Source organism: Streptomyces sp. NBC_00273 (genome assembly GCF_036178145.1).
Lineage (GTDB): Bacteria > Actinomycetota > Actinomycetes > Streptomycetales > Streptomycetaceae > Streptomyces.
Map to the genome: position 1 here is coordinate 9193666 of NZ_CP108067.1, position 16738 is coordinate 9210403.

A 16738-nucleotide genomic window follows, 5' to 3' on the forward strand; every position below is an offset into this window, starting at 1 on the left:
CCGCGCCCTCGCCCCAGGGGCCCGCCAGGCCCTAACGTTGGCCCATGATCAATACGCCGTCACGGGTCGAACTGCGCCCGCTCACCGCCTCCGACCAGGACGAGTTCTGCACGCTCGTGCGGGCCAGCTCCGAGCTGCACCGGCCATGGATGCAGCTACCGTCGACCGCGCAGGAGTTCCAGGTCTGGACGCGCCGCTTCGACGACGGCACCAACTTGGGCTTTCTGGTCCGTGCCCGGGAGACCGGCGCGACCGTCGGCATGGTGAACATCAACTCGATCATCCGGGGCCGCTACCAGGGCGCGTCCCTCGGCTACGCGGCCTTCGCCCCGTCCGCGGGGCGCGGCTACATGACCGAAGGGGTCGCCGCCACCCTGCGGTACGCCTTCACCGACCTGCGGCTCCACCGGCTGGAGGCCAACATCCAGCCGGCGAACACGGCGTCCCTGGCCCTGGTCCAGCGGCTGGGCTTCCGCTACGAGGGGCTCTCGCCCGCCTACCTCTACATCGACGGGGACTGGCGGGACCACGAACGCTGGGCCGTCACCGCACCGAGCCCCTGGACACCCGATCCGTCCCTTCCCGAGGTCTGAGCCGTACGGCGCCGCCCGTGGAGCACGCGCTACGGCGAGCCGGCCAGTAGCCGACGTCCTCGAACAGCAGCCAACGCAGCACAGGGTGGTCACCGGGCAGCTGGTCGGCGAACCGCGCGGCGGTCGCCCGGCAACTCGTACAGCGCCCCGTGCGGCTGCCAGGGTTGAACCAGATACCGTGCGCCCGGCCCTTTCCCCCGGCGTTGCGGCGAAGGTCTGGAACGGGTTCCGAACTGGACCCCTCCGCACCCTCATGCCACGCCTCCCGGTCCGGCCGTCGGCCGTCGCGCCGTCAGGTTCAGGTAGCGGTGATGGGTTGGCCGTCGTACGCGGCGCCCAGGTCGTCAGGTCGTCAGGTCGTCAGGTCGTCAGGTCGTCAGGACGTCAGGACGTCAGGACGTCAGGACGTCAGGACGTCAGGACGTCAGGACGTCAGGACCAGCTTCACCCCGCGCCGGGGAGAGCGCACTCCGGATCGGCGGCGCTCCCCCCGGCGCTCAGTACCACCGTCCGGCGGCCGCCGGGAGGGCGACCGCCAGGGAGGCCGCGGCGAGCGCCGCCGCGGCGAGGCGCGTGGGGCGCCGCGGCTTGCGGGCCAGCCTCTCCGTCATGACGATCCCGGTCAGTGCGGCCATCCACACGAGCATCCCGCTCCTGCCGCTCGCCACGGCCATCACCAGCATCAGCGCCCAGCACGAACGCAGGCACGCGCCACCCTGGCGCAGACCGAAGCGGCCCGCCCCCGCCACCGCGCGCCAGCCCGTCGGCGGCAGCGGGGAGGAACGGTGACAGTCCCGCAGGGCGCGCCGCTTGTGCACGGTCAGCTGCCAGGCGGCCGCGAGGGCGAGCGCGCAGGCGAGTGCGACATCGTCCGGCAGCCGCGCCCACAGCGCTGCCGGACCCAGGAGCAGTGCGCCGTATCCGATCCAGACCGCCAGGTAGACGGCCGCGCACGTGGCCATCGCGCGCTGTCGGCGTCGCCGCAGGCTGTTCGTTCCCACGTGCTCGAGCGCAGGGACGGCCGCCGGCAGCATCATCGCGACGCTCATCAGCGCCCACATCGCCAGATCCCCGGAACCGGCGACGTCGTGGACCGCGTGCGTCGTGGACACGTGGTGGTGCGGGTCCCCGGTACCGAGGCCGCGGGCCGCGCCGTCGGCGCCGTGCGACCCGCCGGTCACGGCCAGGGCGACCAGGGCGATCCAGGCGGCGACGGCCGCCAGCTCGAAGGCGAGCGAGACGCGCGGCCGCAGCAACCGCCGCACCGGCGCCGTCCGCGGGGGCCGTACCCGCGCCGCACCCTGAACCGTCATCAGGTGTAGCCGAGGCTGACCCGCCCGATCTCGACGGGCGGGTCCTCGGTCTCCGCATCGACCGCGTCGACCGGGCCGAGCGCACCGAGCGGCAGGAACGTCACGCGCAGCGCACGGTCGTCCCACGCGTTCTGCGCCGCCAGCCTGCGCACGAGCGGGGTGATCTCCACGGTCACCCGCAGACCGTGCGGGTGCTCGTCGCCGCGGGGATCCTGGGCCCGCTCGATGCCGAAGAAGGAGAGGTTGCCCACGCGGTGGCTCTCCGCCAGTTCGCGGGAGGCTCCGTCGGGCAGGTTGACGTAGATGCCGTAGACCGTGTCCGGGTTCTGCTCGCCCTCGATGTCCTCGACGTTGAGGTACACGCGCCGGTCGGCCTCGGGGACGGGGACGCCCAGCGCCGCGCCGAGCGACCGCGTCGTCCGTTGGTCGATCGGTACGGTGACGCTCGCCGCGCGACCGACGAGCTGCACGGTGTCCTGGGAGGCGCCGGCCATCTCGCGCCGCTTGGGCGGCACCGGCCCGGACTCGTTCGGACTGCTCATCGACGCCTCGGGTACGGGGGAGGGGGTCGGGGGAGGAACTGGAGGTGGCGCAGGAACCGGTACGGGCGACTCGTACGTGTACCCCAGCTGACCGGCGATGTCGACGATGGCGGACGCCGCCAGTGTCCGTTCGCTCCCGTCGGCGTCGAAGAATCGGTACTCCTGGGTGATCCAGCGCGGGTCCGTCGGGTTGTCGTGTCCCGGGCGGCTCGCCCATGTGTGCCAGAGGCGGTCGATGTTGGCGTGGTGGAGCCAGAAGATCGGGTCCAGCGCCGCCGTGTCGGTCCTCCCCATCCAACGGCCGATGTGGCTGTGCACGGCGTTGTGCGGGGTGCTCTCGACGGCTCCGTCCCGGTTCCAGAAGGCATCGCCGTCCGGTGTGATCCCGCCGCCGAACTCGGCCTCGCCGACGAACTGGGTGCGCCCCAGCGCATAGGCCGGGGAGGTGATCTCGAAGGGTAGTGGTGCACCCAGGTTGAGGCGGTGCGCCCGCTCGGCGAACAGGGGGTTGGCGCCGCCTTCCTCTTCGCGGAAGGCCGGCGGGATCCGGGCCTGCGAGGGGTCGGCGTCGTAGTCCCAGAACGGCAGCGCCCAGTCGGCCGGACCGCCCAGGTCCACGACCGCGGCGCGGACGATCCGCTCGAAGTACCAGAGGTACATGCGGTGCCAGGAGAGGAAGTACCACGAGCCGTGCTTGCAGCTGTTCCACAGCGGTTTCGGCGGTGTCTCGGCCGTCCCGTGGATGGCCGCCTGGTAGGCCCAGCTCGTGGGGTCGTCCGCGTCCCGCCCCTTCATCTCGGTGACGGCTGCCGCGTAGTGCGCGAGGGTCAGGTCGTCTTCCGGCAGGGTCCACACGTTCTTGCGCACGTGCACGACCGGCTGAGGGCACACCGCGTCCGCCTTCCGTCACGCCGGCCGTGATGCGGTTCCCGCGGCCCGTTCCCCGCGGCCCCGTTCCCCGCACCGCCGTGCCGCCAGTTCTCCATCGAGTCAGGTCGGAAAGAAATTCGGGATGAACCATACCCAAACGGAATCCCGTGATCGACCAGGCGCGCGGGCGGCGGTGGGCCCCGTCGGGATTCGCCCGCTGCGACGGGGGTGGGGCAAGATCGGGACAAGACGATCTGAGGTGTGCCGATGAACTCGCAGTCCCTGTACTTCCATCCCGACTACCTCGACGCCGTGCGGGCCGGCCGGAAGACCACCACCGTCCGCTTCCGTGACCCGGTGGAGGCGGGCCCCGTCAGCCTGGTGTTCGAACTGGACGAGGAGGTGGTCCTGCCGGGTGTCGTCACGCAGGTCACCGAGAAGACGGTCGCCCGGCTCAGCGACGTGGACGCCCGGGCGGACGGCTTCCGCGACCTGGCCGAGCTCCACGACAGGCTCCGGTACCACTACCCCGACATCGGGCCGGCCGACACCATCACGGTCGTGCACTTCCGGCCGGTGCGCTGAGCCGGTGGCCCCGGGCGAGCACGCCGGGAGGCGCCCTCGGCGGGGCCGTGGGTCCGGGGGACGTGCGGCGCGGCGCGTCCCCCGGACGTCACCGGGCTACCGGTCCTGGGAGAGCCGGACCAGCTCGGCGAAGGAGCCGTCCAGTCGCACCAGCTCCTCGTAACCGCCCTGCTCGGTGATCCGTCCCGCGTCGAGGACGATGATCCGGTCGGCGAGGCGGCAGTTCTCCATCCGGTGGGTGACGATCACCGTGATGCGGTCGTCCTTCATGTCTCGCAGCCCGGAGAACACCATGTGCTCACCGCGCGGGTCCATGGCCGACGTCGGCTCGTCCATGACCAGCAGCCCCGGCTTCCGGTGGAACGCCCGCCCGCACGCCAGGCGCTGCCACTGGCCGCCCGAAGGCTCGTGCCCGCCCCAGATCGAGCGGGCCAGCAGGGTGTCCAGGCCGTCCGGGAACTCCTGGACCGCCGCCCGCATGCCGACCGCGTCCAGCGCGTCCCAGACGGCTTCCTCGCCGCGCGGGTCGGGCTGGCCGAGCGTGATGTTCTCCCGGGCGGAGAAGGGCCAGTACCCGTACGACTGGGTGACGAGGCCGACGTGCTGCCAGGCGGTGCGCTGGTCGGCGTCGGCGGTCGGGACCCCGTCCCAGGAGACGACGCCGGACGTCGGGGCGGTCAGTGAGGTCAGCAGCCGGATCAGGGTGGACTTGCCCGCGCCGTTCTCGCCGACGACGGCGATGACCTCGCCCCGGGACAGGGTCAGGGAGACCGGTCCGAGCGAGGGGGTGTCCTTGCCGGGGTAGGTGTACGTGGCCTCCTCCAGCCGGATCTTCTCCGGTGCGGCCTCCATGACCTGCGGGCCCCGCGGACCGGACTTCTCGGCGGCCTCGGCGACGAAGGCGGTGTAGTCGCCGAGGTAGAGGGCGTGCTGGAACATGGCCGCCCCGTACACGACGAGCTGCGAGAGCGCGGCGGTGGAGGTCCGCATGGCGACGATCGCCGTACCGGCGGCGGCGATCGCCATGTACCCGCCGATGACCAGCCCGGCGAGGGCGCCGTAGGTCGCCACGACGAAGACCCCCGAGGCGGTGGCCGCGATCAGGTAGACGGTGAGGTAGCGGGGCGCGGAGCTGACCATCCTGGAGTCGATGCGCTCGCAGACCGCCGCGTACCAGTGGTGGGCGTACGGACGCATGCTGTTGCCGCGCAGCTCGTCGGCGAGCTTCGGGGTGGTCAGGTGCCAGCGCATCATGTGCTTGATGTTGCGGGAGGCGACCGTCTGGTTGTGCAGGCGGTAGTCGAGGCGGGCGGCGTAGACCGAGCCGAGGCCGCGCGGGACCACCGACAGCAGGAGCAGCGGCAGCAGCACGGGATGGACCACCGCGAGGACGGACGCCACGGCGACCATGTCGATCAGGCCGCTGGTGAAGCCGAGGGCGTCCTGGAGCAGCATGGCGGAGCGGGCGGATCCGGTCTCGGCGGCCTCGGAGCGCTCGGTGAAGTCGGGAGCGTCGTACGCGGCGAGTTCGACGTCCATGTGGGCGTCGACCATGGCGAGGTCGGCGAGGGTGGCCATGCCGGGATTCAGGCGGCGGGCCGCGCTGCCCGAGGCGATGGAGGCCAGCGCCCCGAGCGCCGTCATGGCAGCCGCGACGACCAGCGGCCAGGCCGCCGCCGAGATCCGTTCCTCGATGCCGTCGCCGGTCAGGAGCGGGACCATCGCCCGCGAGATCGCCGCGAGCGCTGCCGCCGTGCAGATCCCGCCGAGGACCTGGGCGCCGACCAGTACGTGGAACGCGGTGCGGTTGACGGCGAGCGCGAGCCGCGCGGTCTGCCGGAGGGCGGACGGAACCCGGCGGGCCATCTGCCCGAGCGACAGCGCCTCCATGGTCTCGTTGTGCTGGCCCCAGGTGTACTTGAACTCGGGTGGGGCCGGTGGTGCGGCCGTCTTGCGGTGCTCGGTCTGCTGCTCGGACATCCTGCGTCTCCTTCAACTGGGTTGTCTTGGAGGCCGGTTCGACGCTCGCAGCGCATGCCGGAGAAGCCCGGCTCCGCGGTGTGCGGAGGGGCGGCAGCGTGGTCGCGGGAACTGGAGGCAGTGAGTACAGCGCAGGCCGAAGGCCGGAGCAGCGGGATCTGGCCGACCTCGCGGCGACGGCTCCCTAGCCGTGGCCGCTGATCGTGTTCGGGCGCCGTCGGGCTCCCGGGCGCAGACGCACGGGAGGTTGGCCGGAACCCGCCGGTACGGGGGTCAGCCCACCGGAAATCGCTTGCGGGCCCGCGGCGCGCCTCCGGCTTCCGCCAGGTCCGGGGCGCGGGGGACGGCGAGCAACGCGGGAAGGCGCTCTAGATCTGGGGCACGGCGCGGTCGAGGGCACCCAGGGCATTGATGGCGGTGGGCCAGGGGAAGTGGATCGGGGCGTCGGGGTCGGCGGGGTCGGGGGCGTATCCGGTTTCGCCCTGGAGGAGTTCGACTCCGGCGTTGCGCAGGGTGTTCAGGGAGACGTCGAACTGGGGGTGGGCCGCGAGGGCGGTGTTGGTGCAGGGCATCGCGATGACGGGCGTGCCCTTGCCGGTCGCTTCGGCGGCGAGGCCGACCACGAAGTTGTGGGTGAGGCCGAGGGCCCACGCGTTGATGGTGTTGAAGGTGGCGGGTGCGAAGAGGAGGGCATCGGCCGCGGGCCACACGTCGGGCTGGCCGGGGAGCTTGTACTGCCAGCGGACGGGATGGCCGGTGAGAGCGGCGAGTCCGTCGAGGCTTTCGGAGAGCCAGTGCGCTGCGGTGGGGGTGAGGCCGAGGCACACGTCCCAGCCGCGGGCCTGGGCGTCCTCGATGACCCGGGCGACGTCGAAGACGGGCGGGGCGGCGGAGCAGAGCAGGTGAAGGGTCTTCGTGGTCATGCCGCAATATGATCACATGGTTTGAGCTGGATCACGCCCCCGGGAGCAGGTCCGGTTCCGCCGGCACCGGACTCACGGCGGCGGAGCGTTGCGGTGCTGGTCCGCTGCGGTGCGAAGTGTCCGCCCGGGCGTCGCACTCCTGACCGCCGCGATGCCGGGAGTCAGCGGCGCCGACGGGCCGAACGGGCGGCTCCGCCCCTGCGCTGCGGGGCCCCCGCCCCTGCGCGTGCGGGGCACGCCCGGATGGGGGAAGCTGGGTTAAGCCGCACCGCCGACAGCGGGACAGAAGGGCGAGGAGGGCCTCGTGGATACCTCAGAAGACGGCCGGCTCATTCGTGCACCCCGGTCCTGGTTCCGGTCCCGGGTGCGGACCGCCACCGTTCTGTGTGCGGCGGCGGCTCTTGCAGCGGCCGCCGTCCCGGCCTCCGCGCAGGGCCCCGGGGCCGTATCGGCTCCTGCGGAACCCCTCGTGGTCGTCGACTGCTTCTCGCAGTCCCAGGTACGCCCCGAGGAGTACCTGCTGGCCTGCGGGGACGGCAACAACCGCCTCGTCGGACTGACCTGGGACACCTGGGGCCCGAAGACCGCGACGGCCACGGGCACCGACATGGTGAACGACTGCGTCCCCTACTGTGCCGCGGGCCGCTTCCGGTCCTACCCGGTGACGGTGACGCTGAGCGCTCCGGAACCCTGGCCGGGCCACCCGGACGTCGAGCGCTTCACCACGATCCGGCTCCTCTACACGGACACCGCACCGGCGCCGGTCGCGAAGGACGTCACGTACAAGCTCGTGTACTGACCGACCGGACGACCCTCCGTACGGGCTTCAGAGCCGCGGCGAGCGGCTCCGGGTCCGTCGCCAGGCGGGCGTGGAGTTCGACGTCGTAGCGGACCCCGTCGTAGGCGAGCTTCTGGCGCTGGTGTCCTTCCACGGCGAAGCCCGCGGCGTGAGCGACCGCGCACGAGCCGGGGTTGTTCACCCGGTGCCCCAGCTCCAGTCGGAACAGTTCGGCTTCGTGGAACGCCCAGCGGGCGAGGGCCTGGCAGGCCTGAGTGGCCACGCCCCGCCCCCGGGCAGCAGCCGTCGTCCAGTAGGAGACCCAGCCGACCGAGTGCTGCCGGTTCACCGCGCCGACCGACACCTGTCCGAGCACCGTGTCGGCGCCGTCCACGACGGAGAAGGCGAAGGCGGAGCCGGCCTCCCACTCGGCGGTGCGCTCCGCGATCCACCGCTGCGCGTCCTCCGGTGAACCGATGGGCCGGCTGGTCTGCTCACGCATGAGGGGGTCCGCGAACGCGGCCGTCACCGGTGCCGCGTCGCGCACGGCCCATCTCCGGAGCACCAAACCCGAGGAGACTTCGACACGTTCGCGCATGCCGTGAGTCTTCCTCCCCGCCCGCCGCCCTGTCATCCCGTTTATCGGGCTCCCCACGCCGAACGGTCCCGGTCAGCCCGGGCCGTGGACGTGGACGTTCGCGTATGCAGGTGAGCTCTTCGGCTATGTCGCGTCTCGTGGTGTTGGATTTGACTGGGGTCATGACGAAGACGACGAAGAACGAGAACGCCACTCAGGCCACCGGCCGGACCACCGGTGCGCACGCGAACCACGCCGACGCCGGCGGCATCACCCTGGTGATCGGGGGTACCGGCAAGACCGGCCGGAAGGTTGCCGAGGGGCTCGCGGCCCGGGGCCGCCCCGTCAGGGTCGGATCCCGCCGCGGCGAGCCGGCTTTCGACTGGAACGATCCGACGACCTGGCTTCCGGCGCTCGAAGGCGTGGACCGGGTGTACGTGACGTACTACCCCGATCTCGCCTTTCCGGGGGCGGCCGTTCAGGTGACGGCCTTCGCGGAGGTGGCGGTCGCGGCCGGCGCGCGGCGCCTGGTGCTGCTGTCGGGGCGCGGCGAGGAGGCGGCGCGGACCAGCGAGGACGGCCTGAAGGCCACCGGCGCGGACTGGACGATCGTCCGGTCGAGTTGGTTCAACCAGAACTTCGACGAGAGCTTCTTCCTCGACTCCGTTCGGGCGGGCGAGATCGTCCTGCCGACGGCGGACGCGGTCGAGGCGTTCGTCGACACCGGAGACGTCGCCGACGTGGTGGTGGCCGCGCTGACCGACGACCGGCACATCGGAAAGACGTACGAGCTGTCGGGGCCGCGCCTGATGGGCTTCGAGGACGTGGCCGCGGAGCTCTCGAAGGTGACCGGCCGTGAGATCGCCTATGCGCCGATCCCGATGGAGGACTATCGTGCGGTGCTGCGGGAGAACGGGCTGCCGGAGGAGTTCGCCGAGCTGTTCACCCTGATCCTGGACGGGCGCAACGCGCACCTCGTGAACGGGGTCGAGGAGGTGCTGGGGCGGCCGCCCCGGGACTTCTCGGACTTCGCCCGGGAGGCGGCGGCCACCGGCGTCTGGGACGTCCGGGCCGTCTGATGCGGACCGGCCACGCCCGCGCCCGGGTTCGGGCCGGGGTGTCGTTCCGTCGTGGGGAGGATGTGCGCATGGACATGTTGGCCGGTCTCCTGGCGGGCCCGCAGGCCCGGGGTGCGTTCCTGCTGAAGTCGGTGCTCAACCCTCCGTGGTCGGTGCGGATCGAAGACCGTGCCCCGCTGTCGGTGGTGACCATGGTGCAGGGCTCCGCCTGGCTGCTGCCCGACGACCGGGGCGCCGAGCCGGTACGGATCGGCCCCGGGGACGTGGCCGTCGTACGGGGGCCCGTGCCCTACACGGTCGCGGACCAGCCGGACACCCCCGTCCAGATCACGGTCGGGCCGGACCAGCGGTGCAGTACGCCGCAGGGGGAGGACGTCTCGGAGTCGATGGCCCTCGGCGTACGGACCTGGGGTGCCGCCCACCCCGACGCGGGGGCGGCGGTGATGCTGAGCGGTACGTACCAGGCGCCGGGCGAGGTCGGCGGGCGGCTCTTGAGCGCGCTGCCCACGATCCTGGTGAGGCCGGCCGGAACCGCCGACGCCACCCTGATCACGCTCCTCGGTTCGGAGATCTCCAGCGAGGAGCCCGGCCAGGAGGTGGTCCTGGACCGGCTGTTGGACCTGCTGTTGATCGGGGTGTTGCGGGCGTGGCTCGCGGCACCCGGTTCCGGCGCCCCGGGCTGGTTCCGGGCACAGGGCGATCCGGTGGTGGGGCCGGCGCTGCGGCTGCTGCACGAGAGCCCGGCGTACGGGTGGACCGTGGAGGAGCTGGCCCTGAAGGTGGGCGTCTCCCGGGCGTCGCTGGCGCGCCGCTTCACGGAGGTCGTCGGCGAGCCGCCGGTCGGCTATCTGACGGGCTGGCGCCTGGCGCTGGCGGCCGATCTCCTGCGGGAACCGGATGCCACGGTCGAGAAGGTGGCCCGCAAGGTCGGCTACAGCAGTGCCTTCGCACTGTCCGCCGCCTTCAAGCGGGTCCGCGGGGTCAGCCCGCGGGAGTTCCGCTCGGGGACGACGGCGCCGGCTGCGGCGCCGGCGCAGGGCCCGCGGGGCACGGTCGTTCTCGGCCGTGCCGTTTCCTGAGGGCGGTTGCGCACGGCCCCCTCAGGGGGCGAGTGAGAGCCTGGCGACGCGTTGGTCACCGCTGAGTTCGCCGGTGGGGCGGAAACCGAGGCTGAGGTAGAAGGGCTCGGGGCTGTTCGCGCCGGTGTTCCAGCTGACGTACACGTCGTGGATGCCGCGGGCGCGGATCTCTTCGGTGGCCGCCCGCACGGCGAAGCGGCCGTAGCCCTTGCCCTGGTGGCGGGCGTCGATGTTCAGGCGCCAGATGCCGCTGCGCCGGTCGTCGGGGTCGGCGGCCGGGTCCCACACGATGTCGTGGAAGGCCATCACGAAGCCGACGGTCTCGTCGCCGTCGACGATGGCCCGGGGCCAGGCCGTCGCGGTGTGCACGTACGCCTCGGCGAGCGACTTCACCACGGGGGAGACCAAATGGGCCTGGTCGGGGCGGACCTGTATCGCGCAGACCGCGTCGAAGTTGTCACCGGTGACGGGCTCCAGGCGCAGCGGTCCAGGTGCGGGGGTGTTCAGAGCTGACATGGTCCCAGCGTATCCCTGGCTCCGACGCTCCCCGGGAGTGCGCAGCAATGGCTAAAGATTCACCCAAGGGGTTGGCGAACCCCGGCGAGAGATCGAACAGGTGATGTCACGATCGGGCGTTCGTGTTCAGAACGTGTCGCACCGCACTGCATCGCACCGTGCCGTACTGACTGTTGGAAGAGGACGAGAGTCGAATGACCACCAACCCGACGCCGCACGATCCGACCCGGCCGCCGACCTCGTCGACGACACCGGGCCGGCCGCAGGGCACCCGGCTCGCCGCCACCCTGATCACGCTGTCCACCGTTCTGGTGGGTCTGATGGCCGGGCTGTTCTTCGCCTTCGACGTTTCGGTGATGCCGGGGCTGGCGGCGGGCGACGAGCAGACGTACGTCACCGCGATGCGTGCCTTCAACCAGGCCATCGACGGCAATCCGCTCTTCGGCTCGGTGTTCCTGCTGGCCCTGGTGGCGGCCGCCGCCTCGGCGGTGGTGGAGTACCGCGGCGGCCGCCGCGCCACCGCCCTGTGGGTGGGGGTGGCCGCGGTCGCGTACCTCGTCGTCCTCGTGATCACCTTCGGCGTGAACATCCCGCTCAACAACGAGCTGGCCGACGGTGGCGCGGTAGAGCAGATGACGGACTTCTCGATCGTCGAGCGGTTCAAGACCACCTGGGTCACCACGAACATCGTCCGCACCCTGCTCTGCACCGCGGCCCTCACCGCCCTCGCCCGCGCGACCCTGCTCCACGGCCGCACCACGCGCTGATCGCACCGGGCGCATCCGCCGGGGAGTCCCTTCGCCGGGGAAGGGACTCCCCGGTCAGCCGGTGTGGGAGGCGATGATCCGTGCGCACTCCAGGGATTCGGCGTGCGTGGTGTTCACCTCGAGGTCGTAGGTCACTCCCCGGTGCACGGCGTCCGCCTGCGCCGCGGCCATGCCCCCGACCCGGTCCCCCCGCGCGATCTCCCGGCCCGCGGCCACCGCCTCGTCGCACCGCACGCCGACCCACAGGACCGGCACGTCGCCCAGCGCGTTCCGCCACCGCTGCTGGGACGCCGCCCCGCCGAGGAACACGTCGTCGACGACGATCCGCGCGCCCGCACGGGCCATCGCCACGATCCCCTCCGTCCAGGCCGCCTCCAGCGCCCGGAAGGTCGCCCCGACGCTCACCGTGCCGTCCGCCGCGATCTCGATCCCCTCCTGGGCCGCCTGCATCGCGGCGGGCAGGGCGTCGACGAACGCATCGCACCCGAACGACAGCCACGGGTCGGGCAGCACGGCCTGCAGACACCGTACGATCCCGGACTTGCCCGAGCTGGAACCACCGTTGAGAATGATCATCTGAGTCACCGCGCCACAGTAGGACGCCGACCGTCCGGTACGGAACAGGTTTGCGCGGACCCCCGGTGCGCCCCGGGAAAACCGGGTGCGGCCACCCGCGCGGCCTTGGGATCATGCCGGAATGGTCCACCGACTCGACCCCCTGGTACTTCGGCACACCCACCGCATCCCCCGTCCCGCGGGACCCGCCGGGGAAGGCGCCGGCACGGCGCAGCAGTTCGACGCCGTCCTGATGTCCGTGGGGTTCAAGCTCTCGGCAGAGCTCCTCGAGCACCTGTCGGGACTGTCCGGGCCGGCGGTCGTCGACACCGCCGTACGGACGCTGGGCACCGTTCGGGAGATGGTCGGCGACCACGTCCAGCACAACGCGTACTTCATCGACTTCCCGGCCAACGTGCCGGACACCTTCGACTTCTGGATGCGGTGCATCGCCGAGGCGCTCGCCGACGACGACGCGCGCGCGAGCACGCTGGAGCAGCTGAGCGCCGGCGTCGTCGACCTGCTCACGCTCCCCTCGTACGGGAACTACCGGCACACGTACGCCGAGATGCTGACCCACCACGACGAGCTGATCGCCGCGGCGGGCGACCGCATGACGGTCCTGCACCTCGGCGCGGCCCCGGAGGACGAACTCACCTCCCTCTACCTGGCCTTGGCGGGCAGCACCACACCCCTGGGCGAGGACGGCCTGCGGGACCTGCGGGACCTCGCCGGCCACTGCACGGACGGACCGCAGCCCGAGGAGATCCCCGTACGGGAGAACCGGGCCGTGGTCAACGAGGCCCGGCTGAAGGCCGGAGCGAGCCTGCTGCTGGACACGGTCACCGACGTGCTCCGACTCGCCTGCGCGCTCGCCGGCGGCGACGTCGGCCTGCAGGAGCCGACGCGGCTGCGCGGGCTCTCCCGCGCGGTGCGCCGGGCCCTGCTCGCGGGGCTCGACGCGGTCGTCGGCGCGGCGCCCGCCAAGCTCGCCGACGTGCACGCCCACCGCGAGATGTGGAAGCGGCTCGGCGAGCGGCTGCACCCGCACGAGTACCCGCAGTGGCCGCATGCGGCAGACGTGTTCGCCGTCGCCCGGGATGAGAAGGCGGCGCGCACCTTCGACAGCCGGGTGGAGGAACTACATGCCCGGCGGGGCCCCACCGGCGCGGCCGAGTTGCTGAAGGCCGCGCCCGGCAAGCTGCTGCGCTCCCTGGACCGGCTGCTGCGCTCCGCCCACACCCAGGACGAGCGCGACGCGGTCGCGGCCGCCGCCGAGCAGGCCGTCCCCGACGTCTCCGGCCGGGTCCTGCTGTCGGTGCGCGAGCACCTGCACAACCGCGGGCACGAGACCGGAGCGCAGCGGGTGTTCGTCAACCGCTCCGGCCGGGCCTGGGTCACCGAAGACACCCGTCCGCCGGTGTTCGCGCCCGAGCGCAAGCGGATGATCGCCGCGATCGACGCGGAACTGCGCCGCCGGGTGCCCGCCGCGGACCACCTGCTGATCGACCCGGACGTCCTGGACGTGGCGCTGCCGCTCAGCGGCAAGGCGACCGCGCCCGGGTTCGGCGTGCTGCCGCGCGGCTCGGTGTCCCGGGTCGACGGCGAACTGCTGCGCTTCTTCGCGTACTGGAAGCAGACCGCGCGCAGCACCGACTACGACCTGTCGGCGGCACTGCTCGACACCGACTACTCGACCGTCTCGGGGCTGTCGTACACCAACCTGACCGAGATCGGGGGCACGCATTCCGGCGACATCACGAACGCGCCCCACGGGGCCTCGGAGTTCATCGACCTACGCCTGGACGCGGTGCGCGCCACGTGCATCGTCCCGCAGGTCCACATCTACTCCGGGGAAGGCTTCGAAGAGGTGGAGGAGTCGTTCTTCGGGTTCATGCTGCGCGAGGCCGAGCAGAAGGGACGACCCTTCGAGCCGCGTACGGTGCGCATGAAGTCGGACCTGCGCGGTCCGGGCCGGGTCGCGCTGCCGCTGGTGTTCCTGCGCGGGTCCGACGGCCGGTGGATCGCCAAGTGGCTGCACCTGTACCTGACGGGATCCCTGTCGTACAACCGGGTCGAGGACCACCGGGTGACGGTCGCGACGCTGATGCGCGCCGTCGCCGAGCGCGAGCAGCTCACCGTCCGCTACCTCATCGAGCTGATGACCGGCAGCGCGACGACCGTCACCGTGTGGGACGGGAAGACCGTTCCGGCGGGTCCCGTCACCTACATCGGCCTGGAGCGGCCCGAGAAGCTGCACCCGGGGTCGCGGATCGTCACCCCCGAAAACCTGCGTGACCTGATCCCCGCCTGACTGTTAACGTGGCCGTGGCGAGGCCATGAAGGGGCTTCCTTCTCAACAATCCAAAATAGCCTCTTCGCTTTCCTCGCCACCGACTTGAGACCTCCGGCCGGCTCCGCATCACGCGGGACGGCCGGAGGTCTTTCCGTGCCGGACGCCGGGCCGCAGCCGGGCGGGATCAGCTCGGCTCAGCCCAGGAAGTCGGCGACCAGTTCGGCGAAGGCCTCCGGGGTGAGGACCTCGACACCGAGCTCCGCGGCCTTGACCGCCTTCGAGCTGGGCTTGCCGCTCGCGGAGGGTGCGGAGACCAGGATGGTGGTCTTGGCGCTGACGCTGCTGCCCGCACGCCCGCCCGCCTTCTCGATCAGTGCGTTCATCGCGTCCCGCCCCTGGCCTTCGAGCGCTCCGGTCATCTTCCCGGTCACGACCACGACCTTCCCGGCCAGCGGCCCCGAGTCCTGCGCCGCCGCCGCTTCCTGCGGCTCGCTCATGTTGACGCCCGCCGCGGCGAGCTTGTCGATGACCGGGGCCAGGGCGGCGATCTGCTCGACGATCACCGGGGCCTTCTCCGGGCCGATGCCGTCCACGGCCTGCATGGCCAGGGCATCGGCCCGACGGACGGCGTCCATCGTGCCGAAGTGCCGGGCGATGCGTCGCGAGATGCTGCGCCCGGTGCCCAGAACGCCCAGCGCGCAGACGACACGGCTCAGCGGTCGGGCCTTCGCCGCCTCGATCTGTTCGGCGAGCTTCGCGGCCCGCTTGGCGCTGCCGGAAGCGGTGGTGAGCTGCTCCAGGGACAAGGTGAACAGGTCGGCGACGTCCGTGACGTCACCGGCGTCGACCAGGGCCTTGACGTACGTCCGGCCCAGCCCGTCGATGTCGAGCATCTCGCGCCCGGCGGCGTACTCGACGAGGGCCGGCAGCGCGCAGGCCGCGCCCTGCGCGCAGCGCCACCGCTCCTGCGTCTTGTCGATCTCCCCACCGCAGTTGGGGCAGGCCTCGGGCAGGGGTACCTCCGTCGCCCCGGCCGGGCGCAGCGCCACCACGGCGGCCTGGACCCGCGGGATGATGTCGCCCGCCTTGTAGACCGTCACCGTGTCACCCAGGTGGAGGTCACGGCGCCGGATGTCAGCCGGGTTGTGGAGGGTGGCGCGGGTGACCGTGGACCCGTCGATCAGGACCGGGGCGAGTACGGCGGTCGGGGCGAGCACCCCGGTCCGGCCGACCTCCCACACCACGTCCTCCAGAACGGTCTGCCGCTCGACGGCCGGGAGCTTGAAGGCGACGGCGAAGTAGGGGAACCGGCTGCCCAGCCCCGCGGCTTCCTGCTCGCCCGCGTCGTTGAGCTTGATCACGACGCCGTCGATGCCGAACGGCAGCCCCGCGCGCAGGGCGGCGATCTCGTCCACCCGTTGCTGGACCTCGGCGAGGGTGGCGGCCACGTGCAGTCCGACCGGGGTGTCCGCGGTCGTCCGGACTCCGGCCCGAGCGACCGCGGCCAGGGCCTCGGCGTGCGTGGCCCCGGCGGGCAGGAACGATTCTCCGTCCAGTTCGACCGCGCCGTACGTCCAGAAGGTCATCATCAGCCGGTACGGGCGGTCCTTGGCCCGCAGCGTGCCGGCCGTGCCGTTGCGCGGGTTGGCGAAGACCTGCGCGCCGTGCGCCGTGCGGACCGCGTTCGCCGTCTCGAACTGCTCCTGGGTGAACAGCACCTCGCCGCGCACCTCGAAGGTGGCCGGCACCGGCAGCCGCTCGGGCAGGCCCTCGATCTGCCCGATGACATGGCTGACGTCCTCACCCGTGCTGCCGTCGCCCCGCGTGATGATCTGCACCAGCCGCCCCGCCCGGTACCGGGCCGCGACGGCCGCGCCGTCCAGCTTGGGCTCGACGGTGAACCCGCCGACAGGTGCCTTGCCCAGCCGCCGCTGCAGGGACTCGCCCCATGCCAGCAGGCCGTCCGGGTTGAACACGTTGTCCAGGCTGAGGAGCCGGGTGGTGTGCGCGACGTCGCCGGCCGGGGCGGCGCCGTCGCCGACCTGCCCCGTGGGGGAGTCGGCGGCGGCCTCCTCGGGGTGCTCCGCCTCCCAGGCCAGCACGGCGAGCCGGAGCTGGTCGTAGGTGGCATCGTCCATCGGGCTGTCGCCGTCGGCGTAGTACGCCCCCGATGCGTCGCGCAGGCGCCCGAGCGCCGCCTCGTAGTCGGAGCGGCTGGACGTGCTGGACAGCGCCTGATCGGCGGAAAGGTTCATCATGGGAGTGATCCTCTCGCGAGCCACTGA

15 protein-coding genes are annotated in these 16738 nt (G+C 72.1%); 7 read left to right on the plus strand and 8 right to left on the minus strand.

Annotated features, from left to right (window positions below; genetic code table 11):
- The first annotated feature begins 44 nt into the window (after nt 1–44).
- Complete coding sequence (locus OG386_RS41235; protein WP_328792442.1) at nt 45–593, plus strand: GNAT family N-acetyltransferase; 549 nt, start codon at nt 45–47, stop codon at nt 591–593.
- 497 nt (nt 594–1090) lie between these two features.
- Here OG386_RS41235 and OG386_RS41240 read toward each other — a convergent pair whose 3' ends face one another.
- Both OG386_RS41240 and OG386_RS41245 read right to left on the minus strand, forming a co-directional pair.
- Nucleotides 1091–1906, minus strand: coding sequence for a DUF2182 domain-containing protein (locus tag OG386_RS41240; protein WP_328792443.1), 816 nt, complete (start codon nt 1904–1906; stop codon nt 1091–1093).
- The gene (locus OG386_RS41245) at nt 1906–3339 is read right to left on the minus strand and encodes a tyrosinase family protein (protein WP_328792444.1); all 1434 of its coding nucleotides are present in this window, start codon (nt 3337–3339) and stop codon (nt 1906–1908) included. Before OG386_RS41245 ends, OG386_RS41240 begins: the two co-directional genes overlap by 1 nt.
- Nucleotides 3340–3585: 246 nt before the next feature.
- Between OG386_RS41245 and OG386_RS41250 the strand changes: the two genes are divergently transcribed.
- Complete coding sequence (locus OG386_RS41250; RefSeq protein WP_328792445.1) at nt 3586–3903, plus strand: ASCH domain-containing protein; 318 nt, start codon at nt 3586–3588, stop codon at nt 3901–3903.
- A 96-nt stretch (nt 3904–3999) separates the two neighbouring features.
- On the opposite strand, the gene OG386_RS41255 is transcribed toward OG386_RS41250, so the two are convergent.
- Together OG386_RS41255 and OG386_RS41260 are read right to left on the minus strand one after the other, a co-directional pair.
- Nucleotides 4000–5883 carry an ABC transporter ATP-binding protein gene (locus OG386_RS41255; RefSeq protein ID WP_328792446.1) on the minus strand — a complete coding sequence of 628 codons (1884 nt, stop codon included), beginning with the start codon at nt 5881–5883 and terminating at the stop codon, nt 4000–4002.
- A 368-nt stretch (nt 5884–6251) separates the two neighbouring features.
- Nucleotides 6252–6806, minus strand: coding sequence for a flavoprotein (locus tag OG386_RS41260; RefSeq protein ID WP_328792447.1), 555 nt, complete (start codon nt 6804–6806; stop codon nt 6252–6254).
- A gap of 304 nt (nt 6807–7110) precedes the next feature.
- On the opposite strand from OG386_RS41260, the gene OG386_RS41265 reads away from it, so the two are divergent.
- A complete protein-coding gene (locus OG386_RS41265) occupies nt 7111–7605 on the plus strand; it encodes a hypothetical protein (RefSeq protein ID WP_327387703.1) in 495 nt (164 codons plus the stop codon).
- On the opposite strand, the gene OG386_RS41270 is transcribed toward OG386_RS41265, so the two are convergent.
- Nucleotides 7583–8182 carry a GNAT family N-acetyltransferase gene (locus OG386_RS41270; RefSeq protein WP_328792448.1) on the minus strand — a complete coding sequence of 200 codons (600 nt, stop codon included), beginning with the start codon at nt 8180–8182 and terminating at the stop codon, nt 7583–7585. The two genes, OG386_RS41265 and OG386_RS41270, sit on opposite strands and share 23 nt — an antisense overlap.
- Nucleotides 8183–8343: 161 nt before the next feature.
- On the opposite strand from OG386_RS41270, the gene OG386_RS41275 reads away from it, so the two are divergent.
- Nucleotides 8344–9240 (plus strand): NmrA family NAD(P)-binding protein, encoded by an 897-nt coding sequence (locus tag OG386_RS41275; RefSeq protein WP_328792449.1) that lies wholly within the window; start codon nt 8344–8346, stop codon nt 9238–9240.
- 68 nt (nt 9241–9308) lie between these two features.
- Nucleotides 9309–10319: an AraC family transcriptional regulator gene (locus OG386_RS41280; protein ID WP_328792450.1), complete on the plus strand. Its 1011-nt coding sequence runs from the start codon at nt 9309–9311 to the stop codon at nt 10317–10319.
- Between the two features lie 21 nt (nt 10320–10340).
- On the opposite strand, the gene OG386_RS41285 is transcribed toward OG386_RS41280, so the two are convergent.
- The gene (locus OG386_RS41285) at nt 10341–10835 is read right to left on the minus strand and encodes a GNAT family N-acetyltransferase (protein WP_328792451.1); all 495 of its coding nucleotides are present in this window, start codon (nt 10833–10835) and stop codon (nt 10341–10343) included.
- Nucleotides 10836–11029: 194 nt separating this feature from the next.
- On the opposite strand from OG386_RS41285, the gene OG386_RS41290 reads away from it, so the two are divergent.
- The gene (locus tag OG386_RS41290) at nt 11030–11602 is read left to right on the plus strand and encodes an anthrone oxygenase family protein (RefSeq protein WP_328792452.1); all 573 of its coding nucleotides are present in this window, start codon (nt 11030–11032) and stop codon (nt 11600–11602) included.
- A 54-nt stretch (nt 11603–11656) separates the two neighbouring features.
- On the opposite strand, the gene cpt is transcribed toward OG386_RS41290, so the two are convergent.
- A complete protein-coding gene (gene cpt / locus OG386_RS41295) occupies nt 11657–12178 on the minus strand; it encodes a chloramphenicol phosphotransferase CPT (RefSeq protein WP_328793538.1) in 522 nt (173 codons plus the stop codon).
- A 121-nt stretch (nt 12179–12299) separates the two neighbouring features.
- Here cpt and OG386_RS41300 point away from each other — a divergent pair, with 121 nt between their 5' ends.
- On the plus strand, nt 12300–14471 hold the full coding sequence (locus OG386_RS41300; protein ID WP_328792453.1) for a hypothetical protein: 2172 nt from the start codon (nt 12300–12302) through the stop codon (nt 14469–14471).
- A gap of 176 nt (nt 14472–14647) precedes the next feature.
- Here the strand turns inward: OG386_RS41300 and ligA are convergent, their stop codons facing one another.
- Nucleotides 14648–16711 carry an NAD-dependent DNA ligase LigA gene (gene ligA / locus OG386_RS41305; RefSeq protein ID WP_328792454.1) on the minus strand — a complete coding sequence of 688 codons (2064 nt, stop codon included), beginning with the start codon at nt 16709–16711 and terminating at the stop codon, nt 14648–14650.
- Nucleotides 16712–16738: the final 27 nt, after the last annotated feature.

Coding starts and splice junctions, on each gene's coding strand:
- cpt (WP_328793538.1), bottom strand. CDS start 12,178: ATGATCATTCTCAACGGTGGTTCCAGCTCGGGCAAGTCCGGGATCGTA.
- OG386_RS41260 (WP_328792447.1), bottom strand. CDS start 6,806: ATGACCACGAAGACCCTTCACCTGCTCTGCTCCGCCGCCCCGCCCGTC.
- OG386_RS41270 (WP_328792448.1), bottom strand. CDS start 8,182: ATGCGCGAACGTGTCGAAGTCTCCTCGGGTTTGGTGCTCCGGAGATGG.
- OG386_RS41235 (WP_328792442.1), top strand. CDS start 45: ATGATCAATACGCCGTCACGGGTCGAACTGCGCCCGCTCACCGCCTCC.
- OG386_RS41290 (WP_328792452.1), top strand. CDS start 11,030: ATGACCACCAACCCGACGCCGCACGATCCGACCCGGCCGCCGACCTCG.
- OG386_RS41255 (WP_328792446.1), bottom strand. CDS start 5,883: ATGTCCGAGCAGCAGACCGAGCACCGCAAGACGGCCGCACCACCGGCC.
- OG386_RS41240 (WP_328792443.1), bottom strand. CDS start 1,906: ATGACGGTTCAGGGTGCGGCGCGGGTACGGCCCCCGCGGACGGCGCCG.
- ligA (WP_328792454.1), bottom strand. CDS start 16,711: ATGATGAACCTTTCCGCCGATCAGGCGCTGTCCAGCACGTCCAGCCGC.
- OG386_RS41280 (WP_328792450.1), top strand. CDS start 9,309: ATGGACATGTTGGCCGGTCTCCTGGCGGGCCCGCAGGCCCGGGGTGCG.
- OG386_RS41300 (WP_328792453.1), top strand. CDS start 12,300: ATGGTCCACCGACTCGACCCCCTGGTACTTCGGCACACCCACCGCATC.
- OG386_RS41250 (WP_328792445.1), top strand. CDS start 3,586: ATGAACTCGCAGTCCCTGTACTTCCATCCCGACTACCTCGACGCCGTG.
- OG386_RS41285 (WP_328792451.1), bottom strand. CDS start 10,835: ATGTCAGCTCTGAACACCCCCGCACCTGGACCGCTGCGCCTGGAGCCC.
- OG386_RS41275 (WP_328792449.1), top strand. CDS start 8,344: ATGACGAAGACGACGAAGAACGAGAACGCCACTCAGGCCACCGGCCGG.